Genomic DNA, 26,837 nt, shown 5'->3' with positions numbered 1-26,837 from the left:
CGGTTCCGGCATTTCAAGCCGGGTTGCCTGCGGCGGCTGCCTGTGGTGCTGAAGCCGGTCTCGGTGGGTACCGGTCAGACCACGCAGAAGAGACCGGTCTCGACAGCGGAGGGTGTGGAGAACATGAAGGTGGTCGTCCTGGGCGCGTCCGGGAACCTCGGCAGCGCCACGATCCGGGCGCTGACCGAGGACGGTGCCAACGAGGTGGTGGCCGTCGCCCGACGGTCGCCCGACGGCCCGCAACCCAGCCCTGACGCCTCGGTCGAGTGGCGGCAGGCGGACGTCTCGAACGCCAACCTCGAGCCGGTGCTGGAGGGGGCGGACGCCGTCGTCCACCTCGCCTGGAAGTTCCAGCCCACCCATCGGCCGGAGGAGACCTGGGCGACCAACGCCGTCGGTACGCGCCGGGTGCTGGATGCCGTTGCTCATGCCGGTGTCGGTGCGTTCGTGTGCGTCTCGTCGGTTGCGGCGTACTCGCCCGTCCTGCACGACGACCCGGTCGACGAGACCTGGGAGACCGACGGCGCCTCTCCGGCGGCCTACTGCCGGGAGAAGGCGTACGTCGAGCGTGCCCTCGACACCTTCGCCTGCAACCACCCCGAGGTGAGGCTGGTCCGGGTCCGTCCCGCCTTCGTCTTCCAGCGCTCCTCGGCCAGCGAGCAGCGGCGTATCTTCGGTGGCGCCCTGGCGCGTCCGGCGCTGCTGGACCGGAACCGGATCCCGGTGGTGCCGGTGCCGGCCGGTCTCCGCTTCCAGGCGGTGCACGCCGGCGACGTCGGCCGAGCGCTCGCGACCGCAGCGACCACCGAGGTGAGCGGCGCGTTCAACCTCGCCGGGACCGGCGTGATCCGACGCGACGAGATCGCGGAGCTGATGGGGGCGCGAACGGTCGAGACGCCTGCGCGGCTGATGAGGCGCGGCCTCGACGCCGCCTGGCACGCCCGGCTGGCGCCCGTCCCCGGCAGCCTGCTGGAGGCGGTCATGCAGCTGCCGCTGATGTCGACCGCCCGCGCCGAGACCGAGCTCGACTGGCGACCGCGGCACACCGCTACCGACGCGCTCGACGCGATCCTCTCGGGCATCCCGCAGAAAGCGGGGAGCGGCCTGCCGCCGCTGCACCCGTGACACCTACACAGAGCCATCCACAGCCACCGACAGAACGAGGAGCAGCAATGAACGACGAAAACCTGCAGGCCTATCTCCAGCACCATTGGGCCGGGTCCAGCGCCGGACTGGCGTTGTTCCGGCGCGTAGGCCAGTCCCACTCCGACCCCCAGGTCGCCGCGGAGATCCGGCAGCTCGCGGCCGAGATGAACGAGGACCGCGAGTCGCTGCGCGACATCATCGAGCAGACCGGAGGCAAGCCGTCCCCGGTCGCCACCGCGACCGGCCGGGCTCTCGAGTTCGCCGGACGGTTCAAGCCCAACGGTCGGATCGTCCGCCGCTCCGCGCTCGCTGATCTCTTCGACATCGAAGCCCTGCGTGACGCGGTCAACGGCAAGCGTGCTGGATGGCACGTGCTCCTCACCATCGCCGACGAGGACCCGCGCCTCGACCCCAAGCAGCTCGCCGAGCTCATGCGCCGAGCGGACGACCACATCGACCGTCTCGAAGCGCTGCATCTGAAGGTCGGCCCGGCTGTTTTCCACGCATGATGTCCATTGGCACGGGTACTTGTCGGTATGACCCAATTGAGCTGCTTGACACTGAACTGCACACTCAAGCGCTCGCCCGCCGAGTCCAGCTCCGAGCTGCTCGGTTCCCAGGTGCTCCTCGAGCTCCTCGGCCATGGTGTGAAGGGCGAGATGGTCCGCATCGTCGACCACGACGTACGTTTCGGGGTGACCACCGACGAGGGTGACGGCGACGAGTGGCCGAAGCTTCGTGAGAAGGTGCTCGCCGCCGACATCCTGGTGATCGTCACGCCGATCTGGCTCGGTCAGCCTTCCGCGGTCTGCAAGATGGTGCTCGAGCGCCTCGACGCCGAGCTCGGCGAGACCGACGACCAGGGCCGGCTGCTGACCTACGGCAAGGTCGCCGGCATCGGCGTCGTCGGCAACGAGGACGGTGCTCACCACGTCACCGCCGAGCTCTGCCAGGCGCTCAGCGACGTCGGCTTCACGATCCCGGCCGCCGGCTCGACCTACTGGGTCGGTGAGGCCATGCAGGGTGTCGACTTCAAGGACCTGGACCCGACCCCGGACACCACCGCGGGCACGACCAAGACCATGGCCCGCCACCTCGCCCACCTCGCGGAGCTGTTGCGGGAGACGCCCTACCCGCCCGAGTGATGTGAGCTCAGCGAGACGGGCCCGCGCGCCCGTCGAGCTGTGTGAGCAGGACGGAGAGCAGCTCCGCGAGCCGCTCCCCGTCACCGGGGGAGAGATCCGAGAGCAGCTCCCGATCTGCGTCGAGCTGGACGGGCAGGTAGGCGGCGTGCAGGCGCTCGCCGGCGCTGGTGAGGCTGATCCGGGAGATCCGGTGGTCGCGGTCGTCGACGCGCCGTTCGATGAGATCTCGTGAGTGGAGGACCTTGAGCCGCTTGGTGACCGCCGCGCCCGAGGAGAAGGTCTCCCGTGCCAGCTCGCTCGGCGTGAGCTCGCGCCCGGTCCGGCGCAGCGCTCCCAGAAGGTCGAACTCGGCGCGGGTCAGGCCGGTCTCGGCCAGATGCTGGTCGGTCGCCGAGAGCAGGGTCGAGATGCGGTTGATCCTCCCGATGATCTCGATCGGCGAGAGGTCCACGTCGGGGGCGACCTCTCGCCACTGCGCGAGGACTCGCGCGACGGCGTCGCGCCTGGGGGGAGCGGTCATGGTGAGGCGGTCTTCCTGAGAGCCAGCAGGGCCTGATGGGCACGCTCGCCGGCGACGGCGGCAGCCTCCTCGTCGTGACGATGGGACCACCATTCGCCGGCGGCTTGCTGCGCTGCGGTCAGCAGCGAGGCGTACGCATCGTAGATCCTGCGTCGGGCCTGGGCCATGCGGTCCGGTGCCGGATCCGGATCAGCGGCGACGGCCTCGGCGTGCGCCGCCGCGGCCTGCAGAGCGGCCGTCTGTGTGGTGACTCGGTGGTGCAGGTGCGGATTTCGGATCGCGAAGGCGGCCAGGAGACCGACGGTCACTCCGAGGAGCGTGTCCAGGAGTCGCTCGACGACGAGCTCCGTAGGTGGCTGGATCTGGGCGAACTCCGTGATCAGGAGTGCCATCGGAGTGACCAGTCCCTGGCCGAGCAGGTAGTTGCGTGGCAGCACGAACTCCACCGCCGCGTTGAGCAGGAGCACCAGCGCGACCGCGTACAGCGGATCACGGTGGGCCAACGGCGCGAGAGCGAAGAAGGTCAGCACCCCGAGCACCGCTCCGATCGCGCGGGCCGGGGCGCGGTGCCAGGTGAGAGACAGGTTGGGCTGGATGATCGCGGCCACCGTCACGATCGCCCAGTAGGGCCGACCGACGCCGAGCAGGTGAGAGAGGCCCGCGGCGGCGAGGCAGGCCACCAGCAGGCGTAGGAAGTAGGGCGTCGCCGGTGACCCGGGCCGGAAGGCGGCGAGCACCGGGTGACGGGCGGCGAAGGTCCTGGGCTCCTCGGGACGATCGGAGGCGGCGCGCCGGCCACCGGCCGGCGGGAGCTCGGTGGCGGGAGGCGGGACGGAGCGGTTGCTCCCCTTGATCGCCGACGCCGCGGAGCGCAGCTGCTCTGCGGAGACGGCGCCAGGATCCACCAGCACCAGCTCGGCGATCCGGAGGTGGTCCTCGAGCGCGGCGAGGGTAGAGCGACCGCGCGCATCGATCACCCCGCTGTCCGTCACGCAACGCCAGGCGGCGGCGAGTGCGGAGATCAGTGCGTCACGAGTCCTCCCGTTCGTCGCTCCGGCGTGGTCGGCCGCGGCGAACAGCGCCGTCGCGACCGCGCGGCGCTGCGGACCGAAGCGGCGGAAAGCGCCGGGAGCCATCACGACCAGCCACCCGATCAGCGCGCCGGCGACGGCGAGACCCAGATGTCCGAGGACCTGGTCCCACTCCTGCGGCGCGAAGAGGATGCCGGCGTAGACGAAGATCGGCAGGATCGGTCCGGGCGGACCCACCGCAGAGGCCTCGCACGCCACCTTGACGATGGCGGCGAGCAGCGCCGCCGCGACGATGTGCACGACGACCGAGGTGGTCGCGGCCGCCACGGTGAGACTGACCGCGACCCCGGCGGTCCAGGCCGCCACCAGGCGCAGGTGCAGGCCCGCGCGTCGTCGGTAGGGGACCGCGTGGGTGAAGACCGCGACCAGCGAGCCGGACAAGGTGTACGTCGCGAGATCGAGCCGATCGAACATGACGAGCGCGCTGATCGGGATCAGCCCGGCGATCAGGATGCTCAGGCTGTTCTTGTGCCACGGCTGGTGCGGCAGTCGAGTCACGCGCCAGACCGGCGCGAGATCGAGCGCGGGTCGGATCCGGGCTGGGTGAGGGTCAGTGGCTCGGATCTGCGTACGCACCAGAGAACTTTAACAGGTGGTTTACCTGTAAAATAATCGCAGGCTCGTCAGTCCCGAGCCAGGAGCAGACCGCCGCCCAGCACGCCCAGAGTCGCCCCGGTGGTGCGATCCCACCAGCGGCGTACGCGGTCTCGGCTCAGGAGCCGGCCGAGCCGGGCGCCTGCCAGGATCACAACCGACCAGGCGACGAGGCCGAGGAGGACGTCGAGCGCGCCGAGGATGCTGACCTGGGCCCAGGTGGGCGCGGGGCCGCCGACGAACTCCGGCAGCACGGCGGCGAAGAAGAGGACGGCCTTGGGGTTCAGCAGGTTCGTGAACAGCGCCTGGCCGAAGGCCGAGCGGTCGCCGTGGCCAGGCGCCGGCTCCTCGCGGTCCGGGCCAGGAGCGGAACGGAAGGTGGCGAGCACGAGCCGGCCGGCGAGGTAGAGCAGGTAGAGACCGCCGGCCGTACGGATCGCGGTAAGCAGGTCCGGGTGGCGTGAGAGCACCAGGGAGAGACCGCCCACGGCGAGCGCGACGTGCACGCAGAGCCCGGTCTGGGCGCCGAGCGCGGCGGCGACACCGGTGCGCCAGCCTCGGGTCGCCGACCGCAGGATGACGACGAAGTCGGGGCCGGGGATCAGGTAGGCGAGCACCACGACTCCGACGAAGGCGGCCCAGCTGACGTCCACGGTTTCTCCTTCGCGGTCAGGGCGCGACGATGAGCGCCTGAGGTGCAGCGGTCTTCATCCGGGTGTTGAGCCAGGTGAGCTGCCGCGAGGTCTGGGCGTTGGCACTCTGGGCCACCTCGAGCAGCTCGGGATCGCGCAGTCCCTGCGCCCCCTGCGCGATGACCGTCCAGGTCGTCTGCACCAGGCTGGCGAGCACGTGCAGGTCCTGGAGGTCGCGCAGCAGGCCGATCTCACCCTCGCGGGTCTGGGCGAGCCCAGCGGCGTGCAGCCGTTCCGGCTCGTCGACGTCGTCGGCCTCGCCGTAGCGCTCCAAGATCGGCGCGAGAGCGTCCCGGTTCGCGTCGGACCAGTCGGCCAGCATCCGGCAGGTGTGGTGGACGTCGGCAATGTGGGCGTGCCCGATTGCGACGGCGCGGAACGAGTCGGCGAGCGTCTTCTCGCTGTGGTCGGCCAGGCCGACGTACGTCGTCAGGTGCGGCATCTCAACGGCCTCTCTCCGGCGTGCTGGGATCGAGCGGATAGTCGGGCGTCTCGTCCAGCACGGTGCTGGACGTCGGGCCTCCGCCCTCGGTCCGTCGCGGCCGCCGCCGACCGTCGGCCGGCTCCCGGACAGGGGCAGAAGCGGTGGTGGTGGGCGCGGGGGAGGGGCCGTCGCCGCTGCGTACCTTCGTCACCTGGCAGGCCGCGGTCTTGAACGTGGGCTGCTTGGAGACGGGGTCCCACACGGTCATGGTGAGCTCGTTGGCCTGGCGGTGCTCCGCGTCCGGGTGGCCGCCGCCGTCGGCCTCGGACGGCTCCCAGCGGCCGTAGTGGAAGGGCGCGAAGACAGCGCCGTCCATGACGTTGCCGACCCGAGCCCGGACCTCGATGGCGCCCCGCGGCGACTCCACTCGCACCCAGTCGCCCTCGACGATGTCGCGCGCCTCGGCGTCGCGGGCGGAGAGCTCGACCCAGGCGTCGGGCGCGGCCCGGTTGAGGTCGCGGGATCGGCCGGTCTTGGTGCGGGTGTGGAAGTGGTAGACGGTGCGGCCGGTCGTGTAGAGGAGCGGGTACGCCTCGGACGGCTCCTCGTGGGCCGGGCTGTAGGGAGCGCCCTTGAGGAACGCCCGCCCGGCCGGGTGCATCGCCCGGTGCTCCTGCTCGGTGACGGTGCCGCCGGTGAGGAGATCGTGACCGAACGTCTCGCAGTAGTCGGTGTCGGTCGGGAAGACGCCGTCGGCGTAGAGCCGGTCGGTGCCGTCGGGGTGCTGCTCGTTCACCGGCCACGGGAGACCGGTGGGGCCGCGCAGCTTGGCATAGGACAGCCCGGTGTAGTCGACCGGCCGGTCGCCGGTGATCGCGGCCCACGCATCGAAGGCCTCCTCGGCGGTGCGCCAGCCGATGAGCGGGCGGCCGGAGTTGTTGGTGAAGCCCATCGCGTCGGCGTACATCAAGAAGATGTCGAGGTCGCTGCGGGCCTCGCCGGGAGGCTCGACCGCCTTCTCGGAGAGATGGACGGTGCGGTTGACGTTGGTGAAGCAACCGGTCTTCTCGCCCCAGCCCGCGGCGGGCAGCACGACGTCGGCCAGCTCGGCGGTCTCGGTGAGGAAGAGGTCCTGCACGACGACGAAGCACTGGTCGCCACCGAGGATCCGGCGGATGCGGGCGGACTCCGGCATCGAGACCGCGGGGTTGGTCGCCGAGATCCACAGCAGCCCGATCGTGCCGGCCTCGGCGTAGGAGAAGATCTGCATGGCGTGGGTCGGGGGCGCCCAGTGCGGGATCGTCATCGGGTCGACGTCCCAGGCCTCCGCCAGCTGCTGCACGTGGCTCGGGTTGTCCCAGTTGCGGAAGCCGGGCAGGTCGCCGTCGGCGCCGCACTCGCGGTTGTTCTGCGCGGTCGGCTGCCCGTTCATCTGGAGCACGCCGGCGCCGGGTCGCCCGATCATGCCGCGCAGCAGGTGCAGGTTGTGGACAGCCACGGAGGCCGCAGTCGCCTGATGGGACTGGTAGAAGCCCTGGAGGACGGTGGAGAGCACGGCCTCGCTCTCGCCGAAGATGCGGGCCGCCCGGCGGAGCTCTTCGGGGTCGATGCCGCAGATCTCGGCGACGTGCTCGGGCGTGTAGGGCTCCACGACTTCGCGGAGGTCGTCGAGGCCGAGGGTGTGCTCGGCGACCCATTCGTGATCGATCCAGTCGTGCTCGAAGAGCTCGCGTGTCAGGCCGTTCATCAGCGCCATGTTGGTGCCGACCCGAGGAGCGAGATGTACGCCGCCGGTGCGCTCGGCCTCGAGCGCGACCAGGGTGCGGCGCGGGTCGACGCAGACGACCTTCGGCGGATCCTCCCCGCGCGTACGGTCCAGGATGCGCGCCCACAGCACGGTCTGCGTCTCCGGCATGTTGTGGCCGTAGAGGAAGACCGCTTCGCAGTGCTCGATGTCGGTGTAGGACCCGGGCTGGCCGTCGGCCCCGAAGGACTCCTTGAACGCCGCTGCGCTGGTCGCCGTGCACAACCGGGTGTTGCCGTCCATGTGGGGAGTGCCGAGCCCGGCCTTCCCGATGACGGCGAGCGTGTAGTACTCCTCGAGGAAGAGCTGTCCCGAGGTGTAGAAGCCGTGGCTGAGCGGCCCCTTCTCCTCCAGGAGCGCCTTCGACCGCTCGACGATCCGGCCCATCGCCGTCTCCCAGTCGGTCTCGACGAGGCGCCCGCCCTCGCGGACCAGCGGCCGGGTGAGCCGGTCACCGGCGTTCGCCCAGCGGGTCGATCCGTAGAGCCCCTTCGGTCCGAGGCGGCCGTGGTTGACCATATCGGTGGCCCTGCCGCGTACGCCGACCATCCGGCCGTCCTTGACCGCGATGTCGACGCCGCAGCCGTTGCTGCACAGCAGACAGGCCGACTGCACCCAGCGTTCCACGTCGGCCTCGTCGACGTCGGGATCGAGGAACTGGTCGACCCTGGCGGGCCAGACAGTCCCTCTCGAGTGCGGCGTGCGGGTTCCGTAGACGTCGGCGATCCGATCGGACACGACTGTTCCGGTATCCAAGGGCGTCGGTTATATACGAGGTCGACCTCGTAGCGATCGGCCTCCCTGCCTCGCCTGTGCGAGATCGGTCATGCCGGCATCGTGTCACCTGGCAGCTCGAGCGTGCAGGCCATCTCAATCCTCCGCCCTGGGCTGCCAGCGGGAGGCCCACTCGTCGAGATGCAGAAGGGTCTCTCGAAGGGTTCGCCCCTGCTCGGTGAGCAGGTATCCCTCGCCCGTGTTCTCGACCAAGTCGGCCTGCCCGAGCTCACGAAGCCGGTCGGCCAGAACGCTCGACGAGATGCCGTCACAACGCTGCTGGAGCTCGCGGAAGGTCGGGTAGGAGTCCTCTCGAAGCTCCCACAGGATCCGCATCGCCCAGCGGCGGCCCAAGAGGTCCAGGAGCGCCATGATCGGGCGTCCTGTGTGTGAGCCGCGGACCGGGCGGCCGGGGAGTGGTGTCGGCTTCGGCAAATCGCTTTCCTTTCCGAAGCGCTAATGTTAGCGTCCCGGCTATGCCTCGAAAATCGAAGCAACCGCGCATCCGGCCGCTCTCCCCGCCCTTCGGTGACGAGGCGAAGGAGGTCCTCGTGGCTCTCGGACACTCGCCGATCCAGCTGTTCCGGGTGTGGGCCCGCCGGCCGGCGCTCGCTCGGGCCATCGCGGGGTGGGGGAGCTACTACTTCTCCCGTCGCTCGGCTCTCACGGTGCGCCAGCGTGAGCTGGTCATCGACCGGACGACCGCGCTGTGCGGCGCCGACTACGAGTGGGCCGTGCACGTCACGACCTTTGCCGAGAAGGCAGGACTCGACGCGGCTCAGCTCACCTCGCTCGCGCGTGGCCTGCCGACGGACGGCTGTTGGGACGGCGCCGATCGCGCGGTGCTCGAAGCCGTCGACGAGCTCCACTCGACCTTCGACCTCGCCGATGACACCTGGACACGCCTGGTCGATGTCGTCGGGGAGGACGGCGCGCTCGATCTCGTGCTGGTCTGCGGCTGGTATCACGCCATCTCGTTCGCGGTCCGGGCGCTCCGCCTGCCGCTCGAGCCCGGCACGGCGCCGCTCTCCGCACATTGAGTCAACCCACACCACTCATCCCGACACTGGAGGTTCCATGTCCAAGGGCTACTGGGTCAGCGTCTACCCGACCATCGAGGACCCTGCGAGGCTCGATGGCTACAACAGGCTCGCGGGCCGAGCCGTCGCGGCCATGGGCGGGCGGGTGCTCGCGAGCGTCGGCAGCCGGATCGAGGCGTACGAAGCCGGGATCGCCGAACGCGTCGTCCTGATCGAGTTCGACAGCTTCGAACAGGCGGTCGCCGCCCGCGAGAGCGCTGCCTACCAGGAGGCACTGGCCGCGCTTCCCGACGGCTTCGAGCGCGACTTCCGCGTCGTCGAGGGTCTCTGATGGTCACCGGGACGGAGAGGTCGACCATCACAGAGTTCCCGGCCTCCGAGGCGCGAGCCGCCGTCGCTGCCGCGCTCGCCGAGGACCGGGCGAGTCAGGACATCACCACGACGTGGAGCGTCCCCGAGCATCTGATGGCCTGTGCCGAGATCCGCTCCCGGCAGCCCGGTATCGCCGGCGGCCTTCCCGTGGTCGCCGAGGTCTTCGCCCAGGTCGACCCGGAGGTACGGGTGGAGATGCTCGTCTTCGACGGCAGCCGGTTGAGCGGCGACGACGTCCTGGTGCGCCTGTCGGGTCCGGCGCGCAGCCTGATCACCGGCGAGCGTACGGCGCTGAACCTCCTGCAGCGCATGTGCGGCATCGCGACGCTCACCGACCATTACGTGCAGGCCGTGGCCGGCACCGGAGCGCGCATCCTGGACACCCGCAAGACCGCACCCGGCCTGCGCGCCCTGGACAAGTACGCGGTGACCGTCGGCGGCGGCCACAACCACCGGCGCGACCTCGCGGCGATGGTGCTGCTCAAGGAGAACCACATCGCCGCAGCGGGCGGCGTGACCGCAGCGCTCGACGCCGTCCGGAGCGGGATGGAACGCACCGGCGCGAGGGTGGAGACCGATGTCGAGGTGCAGACCGTGGCCCAGGCCGTCGAGGCCCTCGACGCCGGGGCCCGCTGGATCATGCTCGACAACATGTCGGTGGCCGACCTCGAGGTGGTCGTGAAGATCCGGGCCGAGCACACCGAGACGTCGGGGATCCTGCTCGAAGCCTCCGGCACCGTCCGTCTGGACAGCGTCCGCGCCATCGCCGAGACAGGCGTCGACCTCATCTCGGTCGGCGCGCTGACGCACAGCGCGCCCGCCCTGGACCTGACGATGCTGCTGACACCCGAGCCGGGACGCGACACGGTAGGTGACCGGACATGCCCGGACCGGGGGTGGCTCAAACGCTGAGGGGTACCGGACGGTGGTCGTCGGCCCGGACGACGCGCATCAAGCCCGCGTGTGAGGAGTCATTCCGTGCAATCCATTGCTCACCAGAGCGAGACTCAGCTGGGCGGACGATTCAGCGTCCTCGTCCGACAGCGCCGCGATCACATCAAGCTGGACCAGTTGCTGGAGGAGCTCGAAGCCACGCCTGCGGGGTCGGGCCAGGACGCGGTCTGTCCTCGACCGTGGTCGCGACCGCCTCGATGCCGGCGCACGCCGCCGCGGAAGCTCACGGATGGAGATCGCGAGCCAGGCCTTGGCGTGCGGCGCCGCCTGGGTGGAACACCGAGGCGTGATGCGTCGCGGGGAGGACCCGAGCACGCACCGCGAGTGAGGCCGGCGTCACGGTTCGGACGTCGCGTCATCGCCTTCGGGCCTCGTGTCTGCGGTCGTGCGTCGCTCCATCGCCCGCACTCCGTGTGCGTGCAGAAGCCAACCGCCGGCGATCAGTAGCACGCCGAACACCAGGAAGGCGATGTCCCACGACATCGGTGACCCGACGTCGTCGCGGACGTGGTGAACGCCCAACAGATGGTGGTTCACGACGCCCTCGACGACGTTGAAGATGCCCCAGCCGGCCAGGACGAGACCGAAGTGGAATGCCCAGCTGGGAGCGAGACGTCCTTCACGCCACGCCTTGATGGCGGTGATCGAGCCGGCCAGTACGAGGAGCCAGGTCGCCACATGGAAGAAGCCGTCGGCCAGGGTGTTCACCTCCAGGCCGGCGACCGTGTCCGCCGGGTAACCCTCCACGTGGCTCACCATGTGATGCCACTGCAGGATCTGGTGAAGAACGATGCCGTCGACGAAGCCTCCGAATCCCAGTCCGTAGAGCAGGCCGGATGCCTTCGACGGCATCGTCTTGCGGTGAGGCGCGTTCGTAGGGGTGGCCACGGCAACGACGTACCCGCGCACCGGCGCGGATATGTGCATCGGGGTGCACCACGGCTCTGCATCGGCCCGCGGTGGACGATCTGCACTCGGCTTCCCAATGCTGGCGAGAAACGCACGAGCCGCCATCGACAAGGCGATGACGGCTCGTGCGTGCCACGTGCTGACTGCGGATCCAGGGTCTACCGCGAATCAGCAGATCAGCAAGCGGTTCGTGCTCAGATGTCGTAGTAGAGCTCGAACTCGTGCGGGTGCGGGCGGAGCTGGATCGGGAGGATCTCGTCGTTGGTCTTGTAGTCGATCCAGGTCTCGATCAGGTCGGGGGTGAAGACGTCGCCCACGGTGAGGAAGTCGTGGTCGTTCTCCAGAGCCGACAGGACGGCACCGAGGGAGGTCGGCACCTGGTTGATCTCGGCCATCTCGTCCGGCGGGAGCTCGTAGATGTCCTTGTCGATCGGCGCGGGCGGCTCGATCTTGTTCTGGATACCGTCGATGCCGGCGAGGAGCAGGGCCGAGAAGGCGAGGTAGGGGTTCGAGGACGGGTCCGGGAACCGGGTCTCGACGCGCTTGGCCTTCGGGTTGGTGCCGGTGATCGGGATGCGGACCGCGGCGGAGCGGTTGCGCGAGGAGTAGACCAGCGAGATCGGAGCCTCGAAGCCGGGCACCAGGCGGTGGAAGGAGTTCACGGTCGGGTTGGTGAACGCGAGCACCGAGGGGGCGTGCTTGAGCACACCGCCGATGTACCAGCGGGCCATGTCGGAGAGGCCGCCGTAGCCGGTCTCGTCGTAGAACAGCGGCTCGCCGGCGTTCCAGATCGACTGGTGGACGTGCATGCCCGAGCCGTTGTCACCGAAGACGGGCTTCGGCATGAAGGTGACCGTCTTGCCGGCCTCCCAGGCGGTGTTCTTGACGATGTACTTGAACTTCATGACATCGTCGGCAGCCTTGAGCAGGGTGTCGAACTTGTAGTTGATCTCGGCCTGGCCGGCGGTGCCGACCTCGTGGTGGGCGCGCTCGACGAGCAGGCCGGAGGCCTCGAGGTTCTTGACCATCGTGTCGCGCAGGTCGGCGAAGTGGTCGGTCGGGGAGACCGGGAAGTAGCCGCCCTTGTAACGGGTCTTGTAGCCGAGGTTGTCGGAGCCGTCGGGGTTCTTGTCGTTGCCGGAGTTCCACCAGGCCTCGACGGAGTCGATCTTGTAGAACGACTCGCCCTCGGAGGTGTTGTAGGCGACCTTGTCGAAGATGAAGAACTCGGCCTCGGGCGCGAAGAAGGCGGTGTCACCGATGCCGGTCGAGGCGAGGTACGCCAGCGCCTTGCGCGCGATGTTGCGCGGGTCGCGCGAGTAGGCCTCGCCGGTGATCGGGTCGTGCACGAAGTACATCAGCGCGAGGGTCTTCGCCGTGCGGAACGGGTCGATGTACGCGGTGGTGACGTCCGGGTAGAGCGCCATGTCGGACTCGTTGATCGTCTGGAAACCACGGATCGACGAGCCGTCGAACGCCATCGGCTCCAGGTTGAACGACGACACCGGCACGGTGAAGTGCTGCTGGACGCCGGGCAGGTCGACGAAACGGATGTCGACGAACTCGACTCCCTCGTCAGAGATGAACTTCATGAGTTCGTCGTCAGTGCTGAACATCAATCCTCCTTGGCTCTACCCGGGCGGGTGAGCCAGATAGGTCTCTAGCGATCGAGGTCGTGCCCTCATGGACCCGACCGTGCCACGCAAACTACGAATGGACGGTTGCACAGGAGTGTCGCAAATGTTTCAGGCATGTAACAGGTTGTGTGATTTGATCGGCAACCATCCCGATCTCATCCCTCAAGACGTCTCCGCCTACGCTTGTCGCTGTGACCGGCCCCGCCACCACCTCTGCGACTCCTACTCTGCCCTATCCCACAGCGAGCTGGGGGCGACGCGTCCTGGCGCTCTTCGTGGACTGGCTCGCGTCGTCGCTGGTGGCATCCGTCTTCCTCGGCCCCCGCGCGCTCCCCTTCGGCTCGCTGATCGCCGGTGTGGACCCGCGGCCGAGCGACAACCTGTGGATCCTGGTCGTCTTCATCCTGCAGACCGCCGTCTTCACGAGCCTCGGCGGCGGCTCCTTCGGCAAGCTCGTCACCCGGCTGCGTACGGTGCGGGTGACTCCCGGGGAGCCCGACGCGCGCCCGCTCGATCCCCTGCGGAGCATCGCCCGACAGATCCTGGTCGTCCTCGTCGTACCCCCGCTCGTCTTCCGCCCCGACCGGCGCGGTCTGCACGATCTGGCCGCCGGAACCGCGACCGTCACACTGCAGACCTATCGACACGTGTTTCGTCGTGTGAGTTGAGGCTCATCCACGGGTAGGTTGGAGCGGTCCGGCCGCGAGCAGCGGCAAACATGAAGGGAAGCTCAATGACGCACAACCGAACTCTCGGGCCACGTGGCCTCCTGCGCCGCGCCGCTGCTGCGGGTGTGCTGGCCGTATCGCTCTCAGGCCTGGTGGCCTGCGGCGGTGGTAGTGGCGCCGGCGGCGCCAGCGAGGGTGAGTCGGTCTCGGCCGAGGAGATGTCGGAGGTCATGAAGAAGGCCGCGGACATCGACACGGCTCACTTCACCACCAAGATCGATGCGGCCAGTGGTAGCCAGAAGGTGTCGATGACCGGCGAGGGCGACATCCAGAAGGAGCCGCCGGCGCAGCACTCCACCATGAAGATGAGTGGTGGCGGCCAGAACATGAACATCGAGACGATCCTGCTCGACGACAAGATCTACATCAAGGGCATGATGGGCGACTCGTGGGTGACCGCGACCGCTGACCAGCTCGCCAAGATGGGTGGCACCAGCCTGGAGTCGATGAGCAACCCGCTCGCCTTCTTCGACGGCATGGAGGAGTCCATCAAGTCCGCGAAGTTCGAGGGCGAGGAGAAGGTCGACGGCACCGACACCGAGCACTACAGCTTCAAGGTCGACTCCGCCGGGCTCGCCAAGAACCTCGGCTCCGACAGCACCGCCGGCCTGCCCGAGACCATCGACCAGGACATCTGGGTCGACTCCGACGGCCAGCTTCGCAAGGCCGAGGTCGGCATGGGCAAGACCGGCAAGGTCGAGATGGTCCTCACCAAGCACGGCGAGGACGTGACCATCGAGGCGCCGCCCGCCGACCAGGTCACCGACATGCCGAGCATGGCCGGCTGACCCAGGCAGCCTGACAGCTCGAAGCAGTCAGGTACGCACCAGGGCCGGTCCCCGAAGGGGGACCGGCCCTCTGCATTTCGTGGCACTGTGGTCACGTGACTCTCGACCCCGAAAGCGTTCGTCAGATCGAGGCCAACAGAGCCAACTGGGACGCGCGGACGCCGATCCACGTCGCCAGCGCTTTCTACGGCATCGACGGCTCCCGGCCCGCCGAGTCCTGGTTCGCCGACTACGAGTGGGCCGACCTCGGTGATCTCGCCGGTCGCGAGGTCGTGCACCTGCAGTGCCATCTCGGCACCGAGACGGTCGCCTTCGCCCAGCGCGGCGCGGTGACGTCCGGCCTGGACATCTCGGCCGAGGCCGTCGCCGCCGCGGTCCGGATCGCCGCCGACCGCGGTCTCGACATCGACTACCACCAGGCCGACGTCCACGACGCCGTCGAGGTGCTGGGTGCGGACCGGTTCGACGTCGTCTACACCGGCAAGGGCGCGGTCTGCTACCTGCCCGACATCGACCTGTGGGCGAGGATCGTGCACGACCTGCTCAGGCCCGGCGGATTCGTCTATCTGGCGGAGTTCCACCCGCTCCTGGATGCGCTCGGCGAGGTGCCCGAGCCGGGGCGTGAGGGCTCTCTCGAGCTGCGCCACGACTATCTGGCTGGCCGCGGCGCGATCGCCAAGGACTCGACCCACACCTACACCGACGGGCCCGCGCTGAGCAGTGACACCACCGCGTACGAGTGGCGTCACGGGATCGGCGAGGTGGTCACCGCGCTCGCCGGCGCGGGCCTGCGGGTCGAGGTCGTCCGCGAGGACGAGCGGCTGCCGTGGCCGCGGTTCCCATCGATGGAGGCGGGGGAAGACGGCTGGTTCAGGCTGCCCGAGGACGCTCCCCGGATCCCGTTGCTCTACGCGATCCGGGCCCGCAGGGTGTAGGCCTCCGACTCCGAGGTCGTCCGAGTGGCGCCGTGACATGGCCTAGTTCCCATGTTTCGTTCGCCATTCTCGGAGGTGTATTCGATTGCGTAAGTTAGCCCTCGAGCGACCCGGACGGCTGGGGCGAGTGGACCGAGACCGCTGGGACCGTGGTGTGCGACTTCGACGCCGACGGCAAGCTCGACACGGCTCAGGTGGGCTCCGAGGGCTACGTCGTGTTCTACCAGACCGGCAAGAAGTCGGCGCCGATACCGCTGGGCACGAGTGACCCGGCTTGGCAGGTCTCGCAGACGTTCTGCGGTGACTTCGACGGCGACGGGCGCGTCGACCTCGCGCTCTCCGCCGCCAATCCCGAGAAGCCGTCGACGATCCGCGCCTACGTTCTCAGCCAGTCCGAGTCCGGCACCTGGAAGGACCCGCAGCAGTGGGTCGAGATGAAGGTGGACGAGAACGGTCGCAGCGGGGAGTTCCTGGCAGGTGACTGGGACGGTGATGACAAGACCGACCTGTTGCTCGCAACCTCCATCCATCCGGAGAAGGAGACCCCCGACGCCGAGGGTGCGTCACGAGTCCTCACCGGCGTTCCGGCGCTGTCGACGGGGAAGTCCTTCGAGACGGGTGCGGTGCTCGAGTTGACGGACGTCATGTTGAACGAGGGCGACCGAGGGAACACCCTCGCCGACCAGGACGGCATGCAGGCCGCATCTGTCGATGTCGACGGCGACGGCTCCGACGAGCTGGTGAAGATCGGTCTGGACGGCTGGCACGACACCTACTCGTTCTCCGAGGGCGACTGGGAGATCTCCCAGTCGTCGAAGACCGAGTTCAAGGACAAGGGGCTGCTCACCCGCGCTGCCAGCGACGTCAACGGTGATCACTACGGTGACGTGGTCGCGCTCGACCGCGACGGGATGGTCGTGGTCTATCTCGGCGGCGAGGACGGACTGGCCGACGGGGTGGAGTGGCCGCAGCTCTCGGAGAACGAGACGCTCGAGAGTGAATGCGCCTATGGAGCCTCCAGCCCGGTCTCGTCGATCTGCTGAGCAGGCGTCCTCGACACGACGAATCGGGGCGTTCCAGCTCTGCACCGCTCGTGAGCGGCGGGCCGGAACGCCCCGATCGAATGTTGCGAGAGTGAAGGATCAGCGACCGCGGAGGTTGCCGCGCATACCCTTCATCGACGTCGGGACGGGGCCCTTCGGGATCGGCAGGGTGCCGCGAGTGGCGTCGACCGCCTTGAGGCGGTTGATGATGTCGGTGATCTCGGGGCCGGCGACGTTGCGGCCGAGCTTGGTGACGTGCTTGGTCAGCTGCGGCAGCGGCACCTCGTCGTCACCGTTGCCGGCGACGACGGTCGTGATCGGCACCTCGCCCAGCACGCGGGCGTGGGTGCGCTTGGTGCTGGCCAGCAGCGAGCGGACCTTGCTGGGACTGTTGCCCTCACCGACCAGGACTACTCCCGGAGGGCCGACGACGCGGTGCACGAGGGTCTGGCTGCGCGGCTCGACGCCGACGGCCTGGGTGACGGTCCAGCCCCTGCGGAGCATGGTCAGGGCTGCGTACCCACCGCCGACCTGACCCTCGAGGCGTGAGTACATGACCTTCTGCGCGCGCCGCGAGAAGACGATCATGGCGGCCAGCAGACCGGCCAGGAGCGCGCCGACGATCGTGAAGATCCAGGAGAAGACGCCCTCGCCGGGCAGGAGCCAGAAGATCGCGCCGGCGACGGCGGCGACGACCACGAAGACCGCGGCCAGGATGAGGCCGATCTTGGGGTCTGACTGCTTGGTGAGCTTGTAGGTCTCCACCATCTGCTGGCGGCGACTCATGTTGCTCGGGTCGGTCTGGGACATCTTCCTCTTTCAGTTTTCGTACGCAGGGACTCAGGCCACGGAGGAGGCGCCGCGCGCCTCGATCGCCTGACGGTACAGCCGACCGGCGCGGTAGGACGAACGCACCAGCGGACCGGACATGACACCGGAGAAGCCGATCTCCTCGGCCTCGGCCTGGAGCTCGATGAACTCCTCGGGCTTGACCCACCGCTCGACCGGGTGGTGACGCACGCTGGGGCGAAGGTACTGCGTGATGGTGATCAGCTCGCAGCCGGCCGAGTGCAGGTCGCGCAGGGCCTCGGAGACCTCCTCGCGGGTCTCGCCCATGCCGAGGATCAGGTTGGACTTGGTGACCAGGCCGAAGTTGCGCGCCTGGGTGATCACGTCGAGGCTCCGCTCGTAGCGGAAGGCCGGGCGGATGCGCTTGAAGATCCGCGGCACGGTCTCGACGTTGTGGGCGAGCACCTCGGGACGGGACTCGAAGACCTCGGTGAGGAGCTCGGGGATGCCGTTGAAGTCGGGGATCAGGTTCTCGACGCCGGTCTCGGGGTTGAGCTCGTGGATCTGCTTGACCGTCTCGGCGTAGAGCCAGGCGCCGCCGTCGGCGAGGTCGTCGCGGGCGACGCCGGTGATGGTGGCGTACTTCAGGCCCATGGTCTGCACGGACTCGGCCACGCGGCGCGGCTCGTCACGGTCGAGAGCAGTCGGCTTGCCGGTGTCGATCTGGCAGAAGTCGCAGCGCCGGGTGCACTGGTCGCCACCGATGAGGAAGGTGGCCTCGCGGTCCTCCCAGCACTCGAAGATGTTGGGGCAGCCGGCCTCCTGGCACACCGTGTGGAGACCCTCGGACTTCACCAGCGCGGTGAGCTCCTTGTATTCCGGCCCCATCTTCGCTTTGGTCTTGATCCACTCCGGTTTGCGTTCGATCGGAGTCTGCGCGTTGCGGACCTCGAGACGGAGGAGCTTGCGACCTTCGGGGGCAGGAGCTTGAGTCACCCCATTAGCGTACGCCGGGGCGGGGAGATCCTCGAAGCCAGGCGGTTACTCGCCGGTCACCCGTGCCGGCTCACCCCAGGCTGGGGGAGAGCAGCGGGACCCGCGGAGTCTTGGCGGGGTCCGGCTTGGGCTCCAGGCTCGGGCCGGGCTCGTAGTCGCGCCAGGAGAGCATCTCGGCGACCTGCTCGTGGAGCACCGGCATCGCCTCCTCGTTGGTGATCCGGCGACCGGTCTCCAAGGAGAGCGTGGTGACCCCGGCGTCGGAGATCCCGCAGGGGACGAACCGCTCGTACCACCCCAGGTCGACGTCGCAGTTGAGCGCGATGCCGTGCATCGTCACGTGCTGGCTGACCCGCAGCCCGATCGCGCCGACCTTGCGCTCCAGGCGGCGTACGCCGTCGGGGGTCTCGCCCTCGGGCAGCCACACGCCGCTGCGGCCGGGGACCCGGTAGGCGGTGACGCCGAACTCGGCGCAGGTGCGGATCATCGCCTGCTCGAGGCGGCGTACGAAGTCGACGACCTTGACCTTCTCCGGCAGCCGCACGATCGGGTAGGCGACGATCTGGCCCGGCCCGTGGAAGGTCACCTCGCCACCCCGGTCGACGTCGATCACCGGCGCGCCGCCGGGGTCGGCAGGGCGGTCCTCCGGCTTCGTACGCTTCCCGGCGGTGTAGGTCGGTGGGTGCTCGAGCAGCAGCACGGTGTCGGGTTCCTCACGGTCCACGACGCGCTGGTGGATCTGCTTCTGCAGCTCCCAGGCGTCCAGGTAGTCGATCGTCCCGACCTCAACGAAGCGCAGCTCAGTCACAGCTGTGATCGTACGCCTCGCCGGGTGTGGGATACCCGGTCGACCGGGTATTCATGGACTTGACGGGCACTGGAACACCCGTCAAGTCCATGAAGTGCCCGTCAAGCTCGGCAGACATGGCAGGTGCCCCGGACCGCGATGGGTCCGGGGCACCTGGCGGAGAACGAGATCAGATCTCGAACTGACCGGCCTCGAGGCGCTTCTTCACGTCCTGGAGGAAGCGACCGGCGTCGGCGCCGTCGACCAGGCGGTGGTCGTAGGTCAGCGCGATGTTGACCATGTAGCGCACCGCGATCGTCTCGCCGAGGTCGGGGTCGTCGATGACGACCGGACGCTTCACCACGGCACCCGGGCCGAGGATGGCGACCTGCGGCTGGTTGATGATCGGGGTGTCGAAGAGCGCGCCGAACGATCCCAGGTTGGTGATCGTGAAGGTGCCACCGGAGAGCTCGTCGGGGCTGATCTTGTTGTTGCGGGTGCGGTCGGCCACGTCGGCGATCTTCTTGGCGAGACCCGCGATCGAGAGGTCACCGGCGTCCTTGACGACCGGGGTGATCAGACCCTTCTCGGTGTCCACGGCGAAGGCGATGTTCTCGCGGTCGTAGTAGCTGACCGTGCCGGCCTCGGTGTCGATCCCGGCGTTGAGCTTCGGGTGCACCTTGAGCGTGTCGATGGCGGCCTTGGCGAAGAACGGCAGGTACGTCAGCTTGACGCCCTCACGCTGCTGGAAGCCGGCCTTGTTGGCCTCACGGAGGCGGGCGATGTTGGTGACATCGACCTCCATGACCTGGGTCAGCTGGGCCGAGGTCTGCAGCGACTCGGTCATCCGCTGGGCGATCACCTTGCGCAGGCGCGAGATCTTCTCGGTGGTGCCACGCAGCGGCGACGGCGACGCGGGGGCGGCGGGAGCCGACGAGGCCGACGAGGCGGGAGCCGGGGCAGCCTGAGCAGCCGGGGCCTCCTGGGCCGGAGCCGCCTTGGCGGCGGCCGCCTGGAGGACGTCCTCCTTGCGGATGCGGCCACCGACGCCCGAGCCCTTGACGGAGTCGAGGTCGACGTTGTGCTGGGCGGCGAGCTTGCGCACCAGCGGGGTGACGTAGCCACCGGGCTGGATCGCGGGCGAGCTCTCCGTGGACGGAGCGGCGTGGGCCGGGGCGGCCTCGGCCGGCTTCTCAGCGGGCTTCTCCTCGGCGGGCTTCTCCGCCGGCTTCTCGGCCGCGGGAGCGGAGGTCTCCGCCTTGGGGGTGGGCTCCTGTGCGGGCTCGGGCTCCGGCTCGGGCTCCGGGGCCGGCTCGGGCGTGGGCTCGGCCTCGGCCTTCGGGGCCTCGGGCTCGGCGGGAGCGGAGTCGCCGGACGGGGCGGCACCGGCGTCACCGACGACCGCGAGCACGGCGCCGACCTCGACGGTCTCGTCCTCCTCGACCTTGATCTCGAGCAGGGTGCCGGCCACGGGCGAGGGGATCTCGGTGTCGACCTTGTCGGTGGAGACCTCGAGCAGCGCGTCGTCGACGGCCACCTCGTCGCCGACCTGCTTGAGCCAGCGGGTGACGGTGCCCTCGGTGACCGACTCGCCCAGCGCGGGGAGCACGACCTCGGTGGAGTTGCCACCGCCGCCTGAGGCCGGGGCCTGCTCGGCGGGAGCGCTCGACTCGGCGGGGGCCTCGGGCTCGGCGGGAGCCTCGGGCTCGGCCGGGGCCTCGGGCTCAGCGGCCGGAGCGGCCTCGTCCTGCGCAGGCTCGGGCTCCGGGGCCGGAGAGGCGCCGGCCTCGTCGTCCGCGCCGACGATGGCGAGCAGGCCACCGACCTCGACGGTGTCGTCCTCGGCCGCCTTGATCTCGAGCACGGTGCCGGCGACCGGCGAGGGGATCTCGGTGTCGACCTTGTCGGTGGAGACCTCCAGCAGGGCCTCGTCGACCGCAACGGTGTCGCCGACCTGCTTGAGCCAGCGGGTGACGGTGCCCTCGGTGACGGACTCGCCGAGTGCCGGGAGAGTTACTTCGGTGGCCATGGGTTCCTTCGTTCTACGTCTGTTCGTTGCTCTACTTGTATGTCCGGACACGCGCGCCGCCACGACGAGGCACGACGGCCCGCCGAGAAGACTCTGTGAGAAGAGAGAGGCGCGTCGGTCTGAGCCGACACCTGCCCGACGCACTCATGATGCCGCCGGAAGAGCGGCCAAGGGCGTCGATCACGCTGCCCATCTTGTCACTACCCCCAGAAGACTGTGTCAACCGGACCATTACTGATCGGTAGCCATGTTGCGTACGTAGTCCACCAGTGTTGCCACCGCCACACCCGTGCCTCCGGGCGTGAGGTGACCGGCGGCACCGCCGCTGTTGAACGAGGGCCCGGCGATGTCGAGATGGGCCCAGGGGAGGCCGTTGGTGAACTCCCGCAGGAACGCTGCCGCGTACAGTCCGCCGCCCCAGCGGATCCAGTCGTGCTGGTTGAGGTCGGCCACCTTGGAGGAACGGATCCGCTCCTCCATCCATTCCGGGATGGGCATCGGCCACATCTGCTCGCCGGCCACCTTCGCGGCGGCGAGGACGCTGTCGACGATCTCCTCGGAACCGAGCACTCCACTGACCTTGTCACCCAGCGCCATCACCATGTGGCCGGTGAGGGTGGCGACGTCGAGGATCACATCAGGAGAGACCTCGGTCGCCCGCACCAGGGCGTCGGCGAGGATCATCCGGCCCTCGGCGTCCATGTTGGAGACCTCGACGGTCTTGCCGCCGTAGTGGGTGACGACGTCGCCGGGCCGGTAGGCCGAGCCGGAGACCATGTTCTCCGCCATCGGCACGAACGCGGAGACCTTGACCGGAAGCCCCAGCCGGGCGATCGCGAAGGTCGCCTGGGCGACGGCGGCGGCTCCGGCCATGTCGGACTTCATCGTGGACATCGAGCCGCCGGGCTTGATCGTGAGACCGCCGGAGTCGAAGGTGATGCCCTTGCCGACGAGCGCGATGTGGCCGCGCGCGTCCTCGGGGGAGTAGGTCAGCTCGACCAGGCGCGGCATCGCGGCCGAGCCCATCCCGACGGCGAGGATGCCGCCGCAGCCGAGCTCGGCGAGCTGCTTCTCGTCGAGGACGGTGGCCTCGACGCCGTCGACGAGGTCGGCGACGTGGGTGATGGCCTCGGCGAAGGCCGGGGGAGTCAGGTCGGCGGGCGGGACGTTGACCCACTCGCGGGTGCCGGCCACCGCCTGGGCGACGACCTGCGCCTCCTCGAAGGCGGTCACCGCGTCGTCGCGCCGCGCGATCGGGCTCAAGAAGGCGACGTCGCTCGGACCCTTGTCCTCCTTCTTGTCCCCGCCGGACTTGTAGGCCGTGTAGGTGTAGCCGCCGAGGAGGTAGCCCTCGGTGACCGCTCGCACGAGCTCGGGGGTGTCGGCCGGGAGGGCCACGGCGACGGAGGTCGCGTTGGGCACCGCGCGGGCGGCGGCGCCGGCGGCGCGGCGTACCGCATCGGTGGAGTGGTTGCCGTCCGCGTCGGCCTTGCCGAGGCCGGCCAGCACCAGGAGCTGGGCGCCGAGCTCGGAGCCCGCGGGCAGACGGGTGACCTCGCCGGCCTTGCCGGTGACGCCGAGGGTGGCGAGCAGCCCGCGCCATCTGCGTCCATAGGCGGCCTTGACGTCCTCGGCGCCCGTGGCGAGCTCCACGTCCTTGCGGCCCTGACCGATACCGACGACGACCGCCTCGGCACGAGTCTTGGCAGGAGAAGCGGTACGCAGGGTGTAAGCGATGTCAGGCAGGGTCACGCAGTGCAGTGTAGGTGTGGCACGCCCGGAGGGGGCGCGGACCTGGCTGTGTCGGCCCGGTGCGATAAGTTCGCAGCATGGCTGATGAGACCTCCATGGGGGGCGGGTCGGAGCTGCTCCAGTCCCCCCTGCACGAAAAGCACCAGGGACTCGGTGCGAAGTTCGGCGAGTTCGGCGGCTGGTCGATGCCGCTGGAGTACGCCGGCGTCGTCAAGGAGCACACCGCGGTCCGCGAGGCCGTCGGTGTCTTCGACGTCAGCCACCTGGGCAAGGTCATGATCAGTGGCGAGGGTGCTGCCGACTTCGTCAACGCCTCCTTCACCAACGACCTCAACCGGATCAAGCCCGGCAAGGCGCAGTACACGCTTTGCTGCGACGACGAGACCGGCGGCATCGTCGACGACCTGATCGCCTACTACCGCGACGCCGAGCACGTCCTGATCGTCCCCAACGCCGCCAACACCCCCGAGGTCGTACGCCGCCTCGAGGCCGCCGCCCCCGAGGGGATCACCCTCTCCGACCACCACCGCGACTACGCGGTGCTCGCGGTCCAGGGGCCGAAGTCCGACGAGCTGCTCGAGGCGGTCGGGCTGCCGGCCGGCCACGAGTACATGTCCTTCGTCGAGGCCGCCGCCCCCGACGTGCTCGGTGAGGAGATCGGTGTCGTGGTGTGCCGCTCGGGCTACTCGGGCGAGCGAGGCTACGAGCTGATCGTCGCCAACGAGGCCGCCGGCGCGCTCTGGGACGCGCTCCTCTCGCGCGGTGAAGATCTCGGCGTGATGCCCTGCGGCCTCGGTTCCCGCGACACCCTGCGCACCGAGATGGGCTACCCCCTCCACGGCCAGGACATCACCATCGACGTCACCCCCAACGAGGCCGGCCTCGGCTGGGCCGTCGGCTGGAAGAAGGAGGCGTTCTGGGGCCGCGAGAAGCTGGTCGCGGAGAAGGAGGCCGGGGCCAAGCGCGCCCTGCGCGGCATCGTCGCAGTCGGTCGCGGCATCCCGCGCCCGCACATGACCGCGTCGCTGACCGCCGACGTACCCGTCGGTGAGGTCACCTCCGGCACCTTCTCGCCGACGCTGAAGAAGGGCGTCGGCCTGGTGCTCGTCTCGACCACGGTCAACCCCGAGGCCGAGATCGGCATCGACGTACGCGGCCGGCGTGAGATCTTCCAGCTCACCAAGCCGCCCTTCGTCCCGTCGCACGTTCGGGAGGGCTGATGGGCATCCCCGACGTACCGTCCGTCTTCAAGCAGCCCACGGCCGCCGACCGGCCGTGGTGGTGGCAGCTCGTCGACGCCTCCGGAGCCGAGGTGCCGGTCGACGGCGACCTCGCCGGCCAGCGGTTCGCCAACCAGAGCGACGCCGAGTCGTGGGTGGGCGAGGTCTGGCAGGACCTCCTCGACGTGGGCGTGGCCGCGGTGGTGCTCTACGAGCACGACCGGCAGGTCTACGGCCCGATGAAGCTCTCCGCCTCCTGAGGTCTGTGCCCGGCTGGGCCCGGATAGGGTCGGCGTGTGACTGCGTTCGAGTTCCGCCAGGTCGATGTCTTCAGCTCCGAGCCCCTCAAGGGCAACCCGGTCGCCGTGGTCCACGGTGCCGACGGTCTGAGCGACGAGCAGATGGCCGCGTTCGCGCGGTGGACCAATCTCTCGGAGACCACCTTCCTGCTGGAGCCCACGGACCCGGCCGCCGACTACCGGCTGCGGATCTTCACGGTCAGCGGTGAGCTGCCCTTCGCAGGTCATCCGACGATCGGGTCGGCGCACGCCTGGCTCGAGGCCGGCGGCAAGCCTCGCGGTGATCGTCTCGTGCAGGAGTGCGGTGTCGGCCTGGTCGAGCTCCGTCACCAAGACCGGATCGCGTTCGGCGCGCCCGAGCTGATCCGCGGCGGCTCGGTCGAGGAGGAGTCACTCGTCGCCATCGCGAAGGGGCTGCGGATCGAGCGCGAGGCCATCTTGGACGCCCAGTGGTGCGACAACGGGCCGGGCTGGATCGGGGTGATGCTCGCCGACGCCGAGGCGGTGCTGGCGGTTGTTCCGGACCATGGCGTGCTCGGGGATCACAAGGTCGGTCTGGTCGGCCGCTACCCGGAAGGCAGCGAGTGCGCGGTCGAGGTGCGCGCCTTCTTCCCGGCCGACGGTGTCGCCTTCGAGGACCCGGTCACCGGCTCGCTCAACGCGGCGCTGGGGCAGTGGTTGGCAGGACGGCAACTGCCCGAGTCGTACGTCGCCTCGCAGGGGACCGTCCTGAAGCGGCGGGGGCGGGTGCATGTGGCTTCTGAAGAGGTCTCGACAGGCTCGACCACCGGGCGGACCGTGTGGGTGGGCGGGGACACGTTGACGACCATCCGTGGCACCGTCGAGATCTAGCCGGGAGATCTGACCTAGGCTGGGGCTGTGCAGTCCTATCTTGATCTGTTGAACCGCATCCTCGACGAGGGAGTGGAGAAGTCCGACCGCACCGGGACGGGCACGATCAGCGTCTTCGGTCACCAGACCCGCTACGACCTGGCGGAGGGCTTTCCGCTGCTGACCACGAAGAAGGTGCACACGCGGTCGGTCTTCGGCGAGCTGCTGTGGTTCCTGCGCGGCGACACCAACGTGCGCTGGCTGCAGGAGCGCGGCATCTCGATCTGGGACGAGTGGGCCGACGAGAACGGCGACCTGGGCCCGGTCTACGGCTACCAGTGGCGCTCCTGGCCGACCCCCGACGGTCGTCACGTCGACCAGATCGCTCGGATCATCGACCAGATCAAGCAGGATCCCGACAGCCGCCGCCACGTGATCACGGCCTGGAACCCGGCCGACATCGACGACATGGCGCTGCCGCCGTGCCACACGCTGTGCCAGTTCTACGTCGCCGACGGCAAGCTGAGCCTGCAGCTCTACCAGCGTTCGGCGGACGTCTTCCTCGGCGTACCGTTCAACATCGCCTCCTACGCCCTCCTCACCCACATGGTCGCCCAGGTGACCGGCCTCGAGGTGGGCTACTTCGTGCACACCCTCGGCGACGCGCACCTCTACAGCAACCACATCGAGCAGGCCCGCCTCCAGCTCACCCGGGAGCCGCGGCCGCTACCGCGCCTCCGCCTCAACCCCGACGTCAAGGACATCGACGCCTTCGACCTCGACGACATCACCGTCGAGGGCTACGACCCGGCGCCCGGAATCAAGGCTCCCGTTGCCGTCTGAGGGTCTCGACAAGCTCGACCACCACGGACGGCGCATCGTCATGGTCGCCGCGATGGCCGACAACGGCGTGATCGGCGACGGCCCCGACATCCCGTGGAAGATCCCCGGCGAGCAGGCCGAGTTCAAGGCGATCACGATGGGTCACACCCTCGTGATGGGCCGCACCACCTTCGACTCCATCGGCCGCCCCCTCCCGGGCCGCACCACCGTCGTCCTGACCCGGGACCAGACCTGGTCGTACGAGGGCGTCCTGGTCGCTCACGACATCGACACCGCCCTCGCCCTGGCTGAGAAGGAGCAGGGCGACACGATCATCGCCGGCGGTGCCCAGGTCTACGCCGCCGCCCTCCCGCACGCCACCGACCAGGTGATCACCTACGTCCACCTGACCCCCGACGGCGACGTCCTCTACCCATCCTTCGACCCGTCCGAGTGGGTCGAGACGAAGCGCGAGCCCCACGAGGCGTACGACCGTGTCTTCCTCACCCGCGCCTGAGGTCCCCTAGCCGCCGACCCCGACGACGACCCCACCCCAGCCCACCGCCTCTACCTCAGCGAAGGCTGGCGCCCGCTCGCGCAGGTCCCAGGCACCGAGAACGTGGTGATGGGTAAGCGCTCGCTATGACCGAGGGTCCGAGCTTGTGAAGCGTTCACAAGGTCGGACCCTCGGTCATAGCGAGCGGGGCGGAGGTCGA

28 protein-coding genes are annotated in these 26,837 nt (G+C 69.2%); 15 read left to right on the top strand and 13 right to left on the bottom strand.

Annotation, left to right across the window (positions count from 1 at the left end; all coding sequences use genetic code 11):
- Positions 1-63: 63 nt before the first annotated feature.
- Genes IEY81_RS16405 through IEY81_RS16395 form a run of 3 tightly spaced genes read left to right on the top strand, consistent with a single transcriptional unit; the run spans position 64 to position 2,291 of the window.
- A complete protein-coding gene (locus IEY81_RS16405) occupies positions 64-1,125 on the top strand; it encodes an NAD-dependent epimerase/dehydratase family protein (protein ID WP_229787925.1) in 1,062 nt (353 codons plus the stop codon).
- Positions 1,126-1,172: 47 nt separating this feature from the next.
- Complete coding sequence (locus IEY81_RS16400; protein WP_189119554.1) at positions 1,173-1,655, top strand: hypothetical protein; 483 nt, start codon at positions 1,173-1,175, stop codon at positions 1,653-1,655.
- A 45-nt stretch (positions 1,656-1,700) separates the two neighbouring features.
- The gene (locus IEY81_RS16395) at positions 1,701-2,291 is read left to right on the top strand and encodes a flavodoxin family protein (RefSeq protein ID WP_229787924.1); all 591 of its coding nucleotides are present in this window, start codon (positions 1,701-1,703) and stop codon (positions 2,289-2,291) included.
- A 7-nt stretch (positions 2,292-2,298) separates the two neighbouring features.
- Here the strand turns inward: IEY81_RS16395 and IEY81_RS16390 are convergent, their stop codons facing one another.
- The 6 genes from IEY81_RS16390 to IEY81_RS16365 all read right to left on the bottom strand — a co-directional run bounded on the left by IEY81_RS16390 (position 2,299) and on the right by IEY81_RS16365 (position 8,562).
- Positions 2,299-2,811 carry a MarR family winged helix-turn-helix transcriptional regulator gene (locus IEY81_RS16390; RefSeq protein WP_229787923.1) on the bottom strand — a complete coding sequence of 171 codons (513 nt, stop codon included), beginning with the start codon at positions 2,809-2,811 and terminating at the stop codon, positions 2,299-2,301.
- On the bottom strand, positions 2,808-4,400 hold the full coding sequence (locus tag IEY81_RS16385) for an FUSC family protein (RefSeq protein WP_189119551.1): 1,593 nt from the start codon (positions 4,398-4,400) through the stop codon (positions 2,808-2,810). The genes IEY81_RS16390 and IEY81_RS16385 overlap by 4 nt, the downstream gene beginning before the upstream one ends.
- A 125-nt stretch (positions 4,401-4,525) precedes the next feature.
- Complete coding sequence (locus IEY81_RS16380; protein ID WP_189119550.1) at positions 4,526-5,149, bottom strand: LysE family translocator; 624 nt, start codon at positions 5,147-5,149, stop codon at positions 4,526-4,528.
- Between the two features lie 16 nt (positions 5,150-5,165).
- Positions 5,166-5,630, bottom strand: a complete 465-nt coding sequence (locus IEY81_RS16375) for a hypothetical protein (RefSeq protein ID WP_189119549.1) — start codon at positions 5,628-5,630, stop codon at positions 5,166-5,168.
- Between the two features lies 1 nt (position 5,631).
- The gene (locus IEY81_RS16370; protein WP_189119548.1) at positions 5,632-8,154 is read right to left on the bottom strand and encodes a molybdopterin oxidoreductase family protein; all 2,523 of its coding nucleotides are present in this window, start codon (positions 8,152-8,154) and stop codon (positions 5,632-5,634) included.
- Between the two features lie 132 nt (positions 8,155-8,286).
- On the bottom strand, positions 8,287-8,562 hold the full coding sequence (locus IEY81_RS16365) for a winged helix-turn-helix transcriptional regulator (protein WP_189119547.1): 276 nt from the start codon (positions 8,560-8,562) through the stop codon (positions 8,287-8,289).
- A 104-nt stretch (positions 8,563-8,666) separates the two neighbouring features.
- Here IEY81_RS16365 and IEY81_RS16360 point away from each other — a divergent pair, with 104 nt between their 5' ends.
- The 3 genes from IEY81_RS16360 to nadC are packed head-to-tail and all read left to right on the top strand — an operon-like array spanning position 8,667 to position 10,514.
- On the top strand, positions 8,667-9,230 hold the full coding sequence (locus IEY81_RS16360; protein ID WP_189119546.1) for a carboxymuconolactone decarboxylase family protein: 564 nt from the start codon (positions 8,667-8,669) through the stop codon (positions 9,228-9,230).
- 37 nt (positions 9,231-9,267) lie between these two features.
- A complete protein-coding gene (locus IEY81_RS16355) occupies positions 9,268-9,561 on the top strand; it encodes a DUF1330 domain-containing protein (RefSeq protein WP_189119545.1) in 294 nt (97 codons plus the stop codon).
- Positions 9,561-10,514 carry a carboxylating nicotinate-nucleotide diphosphorylase gene (gene nadC, locus IEY81_RS16350; protein WP_189119544.1) on the top strand — a complete coding sequence of 318 codons (954 nt, stop codon included), beginning with the start codon at positions 9,561-9,563 and terminating at the stop codon, positions 10,512-10,514. The genes IEY81_RS16355 and nadC overlap by 1 nt, the downstream gene beginning before the upstream one ends.
- Before the next feature lie 378 nt (positions 10,515-10,892).
- On the opposite strand, the gene IEY81_RS16345 is transcribed toward nadC, so the two are convergent.
- Entirely contained in the window at positions 10,893-11,570 is a 678-nt protein-coding gene (locus tag IEY81_RS16345) for a DUF2243 domain-containing protein (RefSeq protein WP_229787922.1), read from the bottom strand.
- A gap of 89 nt (positions 11,571-11,659) precedes the next feature.
- Positions 11,660-13,081 carry a type I glutamate--ammonia ligase gene (gene glnA / locus IEY81_RS16340; protein ID WP_189119543.1) on the bottom strand — a complete coding sequence of 474 codons (1,422 nt, stop codon included), beginning with the start codon at positions 13,079-13,081 and terminating at the stop codon, positions 11,660-11,662.
- A gap of 212 nt (positions 13,082-13,293) precedes the next feature.
- On the opposite strand from glnA, the gene IEY81_RS16335 reads away from it, so the two are divergent.
- The 4 genes from IEY81_RS16335 to IEY81_RS16320 all read left to right on the top strand — a co-directional run bounded on the left by IEY81_RS16335 (position 13,294) and on the right by IEY81_RS16320 (position 16,596).
- On the top strand, positions 13,294-13,770 hold the full coding sequence (locus IEY81_RS16335; protein WP_189119542.1) for an RDD family protein: 477 nt from the start codon (positions 13,294-13,296) through the stop codon (positions 13,768-13,770).
- A 65-nt stretch (positions 13,771-13,835) separates the two neighbouring features.
- Complete coding sequence (locus IEY81_RS16330) at positions 13,836-14,618, top strand: SCO4651 family lipoprotein (RefSeq protein ID WP_189119541.1); 783 nt, start codon at positions 13,836-13,838, stop codon at positions 14,616-14,618.
- Between the two features lie 95 nt (positions 14,619-14,713).
- Positions 14,714-15,553 (top strand): class I SAM-dependent methyltransferase, encoded by an 840-nt coding sequence (locus IEY81_RS16325; protein WP_189119540.1) that lies wholly within the window; start codon positions 14,714-14,716, stop codon positions 15,551-15,553.
- Positions 15,554-15,705: 152 nt separating this feature from the next.
- Positions 15,706-16,596, top strand: a complete 891-nt coding sequence (locus IEY81_RS16320; protein WP_189119539.1) for an FG-GAP repeat domain-containing protein — start codon at positions 15,706-15,708, stop codon at positions 16,594-16,596.
- 99 nt (positions 16,597-16,695) lie between these two features.
- Here the strand turns inward: IEY81_RS16320 and IEY81_RS16315 are convergent, their stop codons facing one another.
- From IEY81_RS16315 to IEY81_RS16295, 5 genes are all read right to left on the bottom strand, one after another.
- A complete protein-coding gene (locus tag IEY81_RS16315) occupies positions 16,696-17,406 on the bottom strand; it encodes a DUF4191 domain-containing protein (protein ID WP_189119538.1) in 711 nt (236 codons plus the stop codon).
- 30 nt (positions 17,407-17,436) lie between these two features.
- Positions 17,437-18,381 (bottom strand): lipoyl synthase, encoded by a 945-nt coding sequence (gene lipA / locus IEY81_RS16310; RefSeq protein ID WP_189119537.1) that lies wholly within the window; start codon positions 18,379-18,381, stop codon positions 17,437-17,439.
- Positions 18,382-18,451: 70 nt separating this feature from the next.
- Positions 18,452-19,189, bottom strand: coding sequence for a lipoyl(octanoyl) transferase LipB (lipB, locus tag IEY81_RS16305; RefSeq protein ID WP_189119536.1), 738 nt, complete (start codon positions 19,187-19,189; stop codon positions 18,452-18,454).
- Positions 19,190-19,358: 169 nt separating this feature from the next.
- Positions 19,359-21,197, bottom strand: a complete 1,839-nt coding sequence (sucB, locus tag IEY81_RS16300; protein ID WP_189119535.1) for a 2-oxoglutarate dehydrogenase, E2 component, dihydrolipoamide succinyltransferase — start codon at positions 21,195-21,197, stop codon at positions 19,359-19,361.
- A 231-nt stretch (positions 21,198-21,428) separates the two neighbouring features.
- Positions 21,429-22,949 (bottom strand): leucyl aminopeptidase, encoded by a 1,521-nt coding sequence (locus IEY81_RS16295; RefSeq protein WP_189119534.1) that lies wholly within the window; start codon positions 22,947-22,949, stop codon positions 21,429-21,431.
- A gap of 77 nt (positions 22,950-23,026) precedes the next feature.
- Between IEY81_RS16295 and gcvT the strand changes: the two genes are divergently transcribed.
- From gcvT to IEY81_RS16270, 5 genes are read left to right on the top strand one after another with little or no spacing between them, the layout of a single operon-like run.
- Positions 23,027-24,169, top strand: a complete 1,143-nt coding sequence (gene gcvT, locus IEY81_RS16290) for a glycine cleavage system aminomethyltransferase GcvT (protein ID WP_229787921.1) — start codon at positions 23,027-23,029, stop codon at positions 24,167-24,169.
- Complete coding sequence (locus IEY81_RS16285; protein ID WP_189119533.1) at positions 24,169-24,429, top strand: hypothetical protein; 261 nt, start codon at positions 24,169-24,171, stop codon at positions 24,427-24,429. The genes gcvT and IEY81_RS16285 overlap by 1 nt, the downstream gene beginning before the upstream one ends.
- Positions 24,430-24,465: 36 nt before the next feature.
- Positions 24,466-25,320, top strand: coding sequence for a PhzF family phenazine biosynthesis protein (locus IEY81_RS16280; RefSeq protein WP_189119532.1), 855 nt, complete (start codon positions 24,466-24,468; stop codon positions 25,318-25,320).
- A 27-nt stretch (positions 25,321-25,347) separates the two neighbouring features.
- Positions 25,348-26,142 carry a thymidylate synthase gene (locus IEY81_RS16275; protein WP_189119531.1) on the top strand — a complete coding sequence of 265 codons (795 nt, stop codon included), beginning with the start codon at positions 25,348-25,350 and terminating at the stop codon, positions 26,140-26,142.
- Positions 26,132-26,638, top strand: a complete 507-nt coding sequence (locus IEY81_RS16270; protein WP_229787920.1) for a dihydrofolate reductase — start codon at positions 26,132-26,134, stop codon at positions 26,636-26,638. The genes IEY81_RS16275 and IEY81_RS16270 overlap by 11 nt, the downstream gene beginning before the upstream one ends.
- The last annotated feature ends 199 nt before the right edge of the window (positions 26,639-26,837 follow it).

The sequence above is a fragment of the Nocardioides luteus genome, assembly GCF_014648595.1.
Taxonomy (GTDB): Bacteria; Actinomycetota; Actinomycetes; order Propionibacteriales; family Nocardioidaceae; genus Nocardioides; species Nocardioides luteus.
Note: the sequence above shows the minus strand (reverse complement) of the source record. Positions and strands in the feature narration are given on the sequence as shown.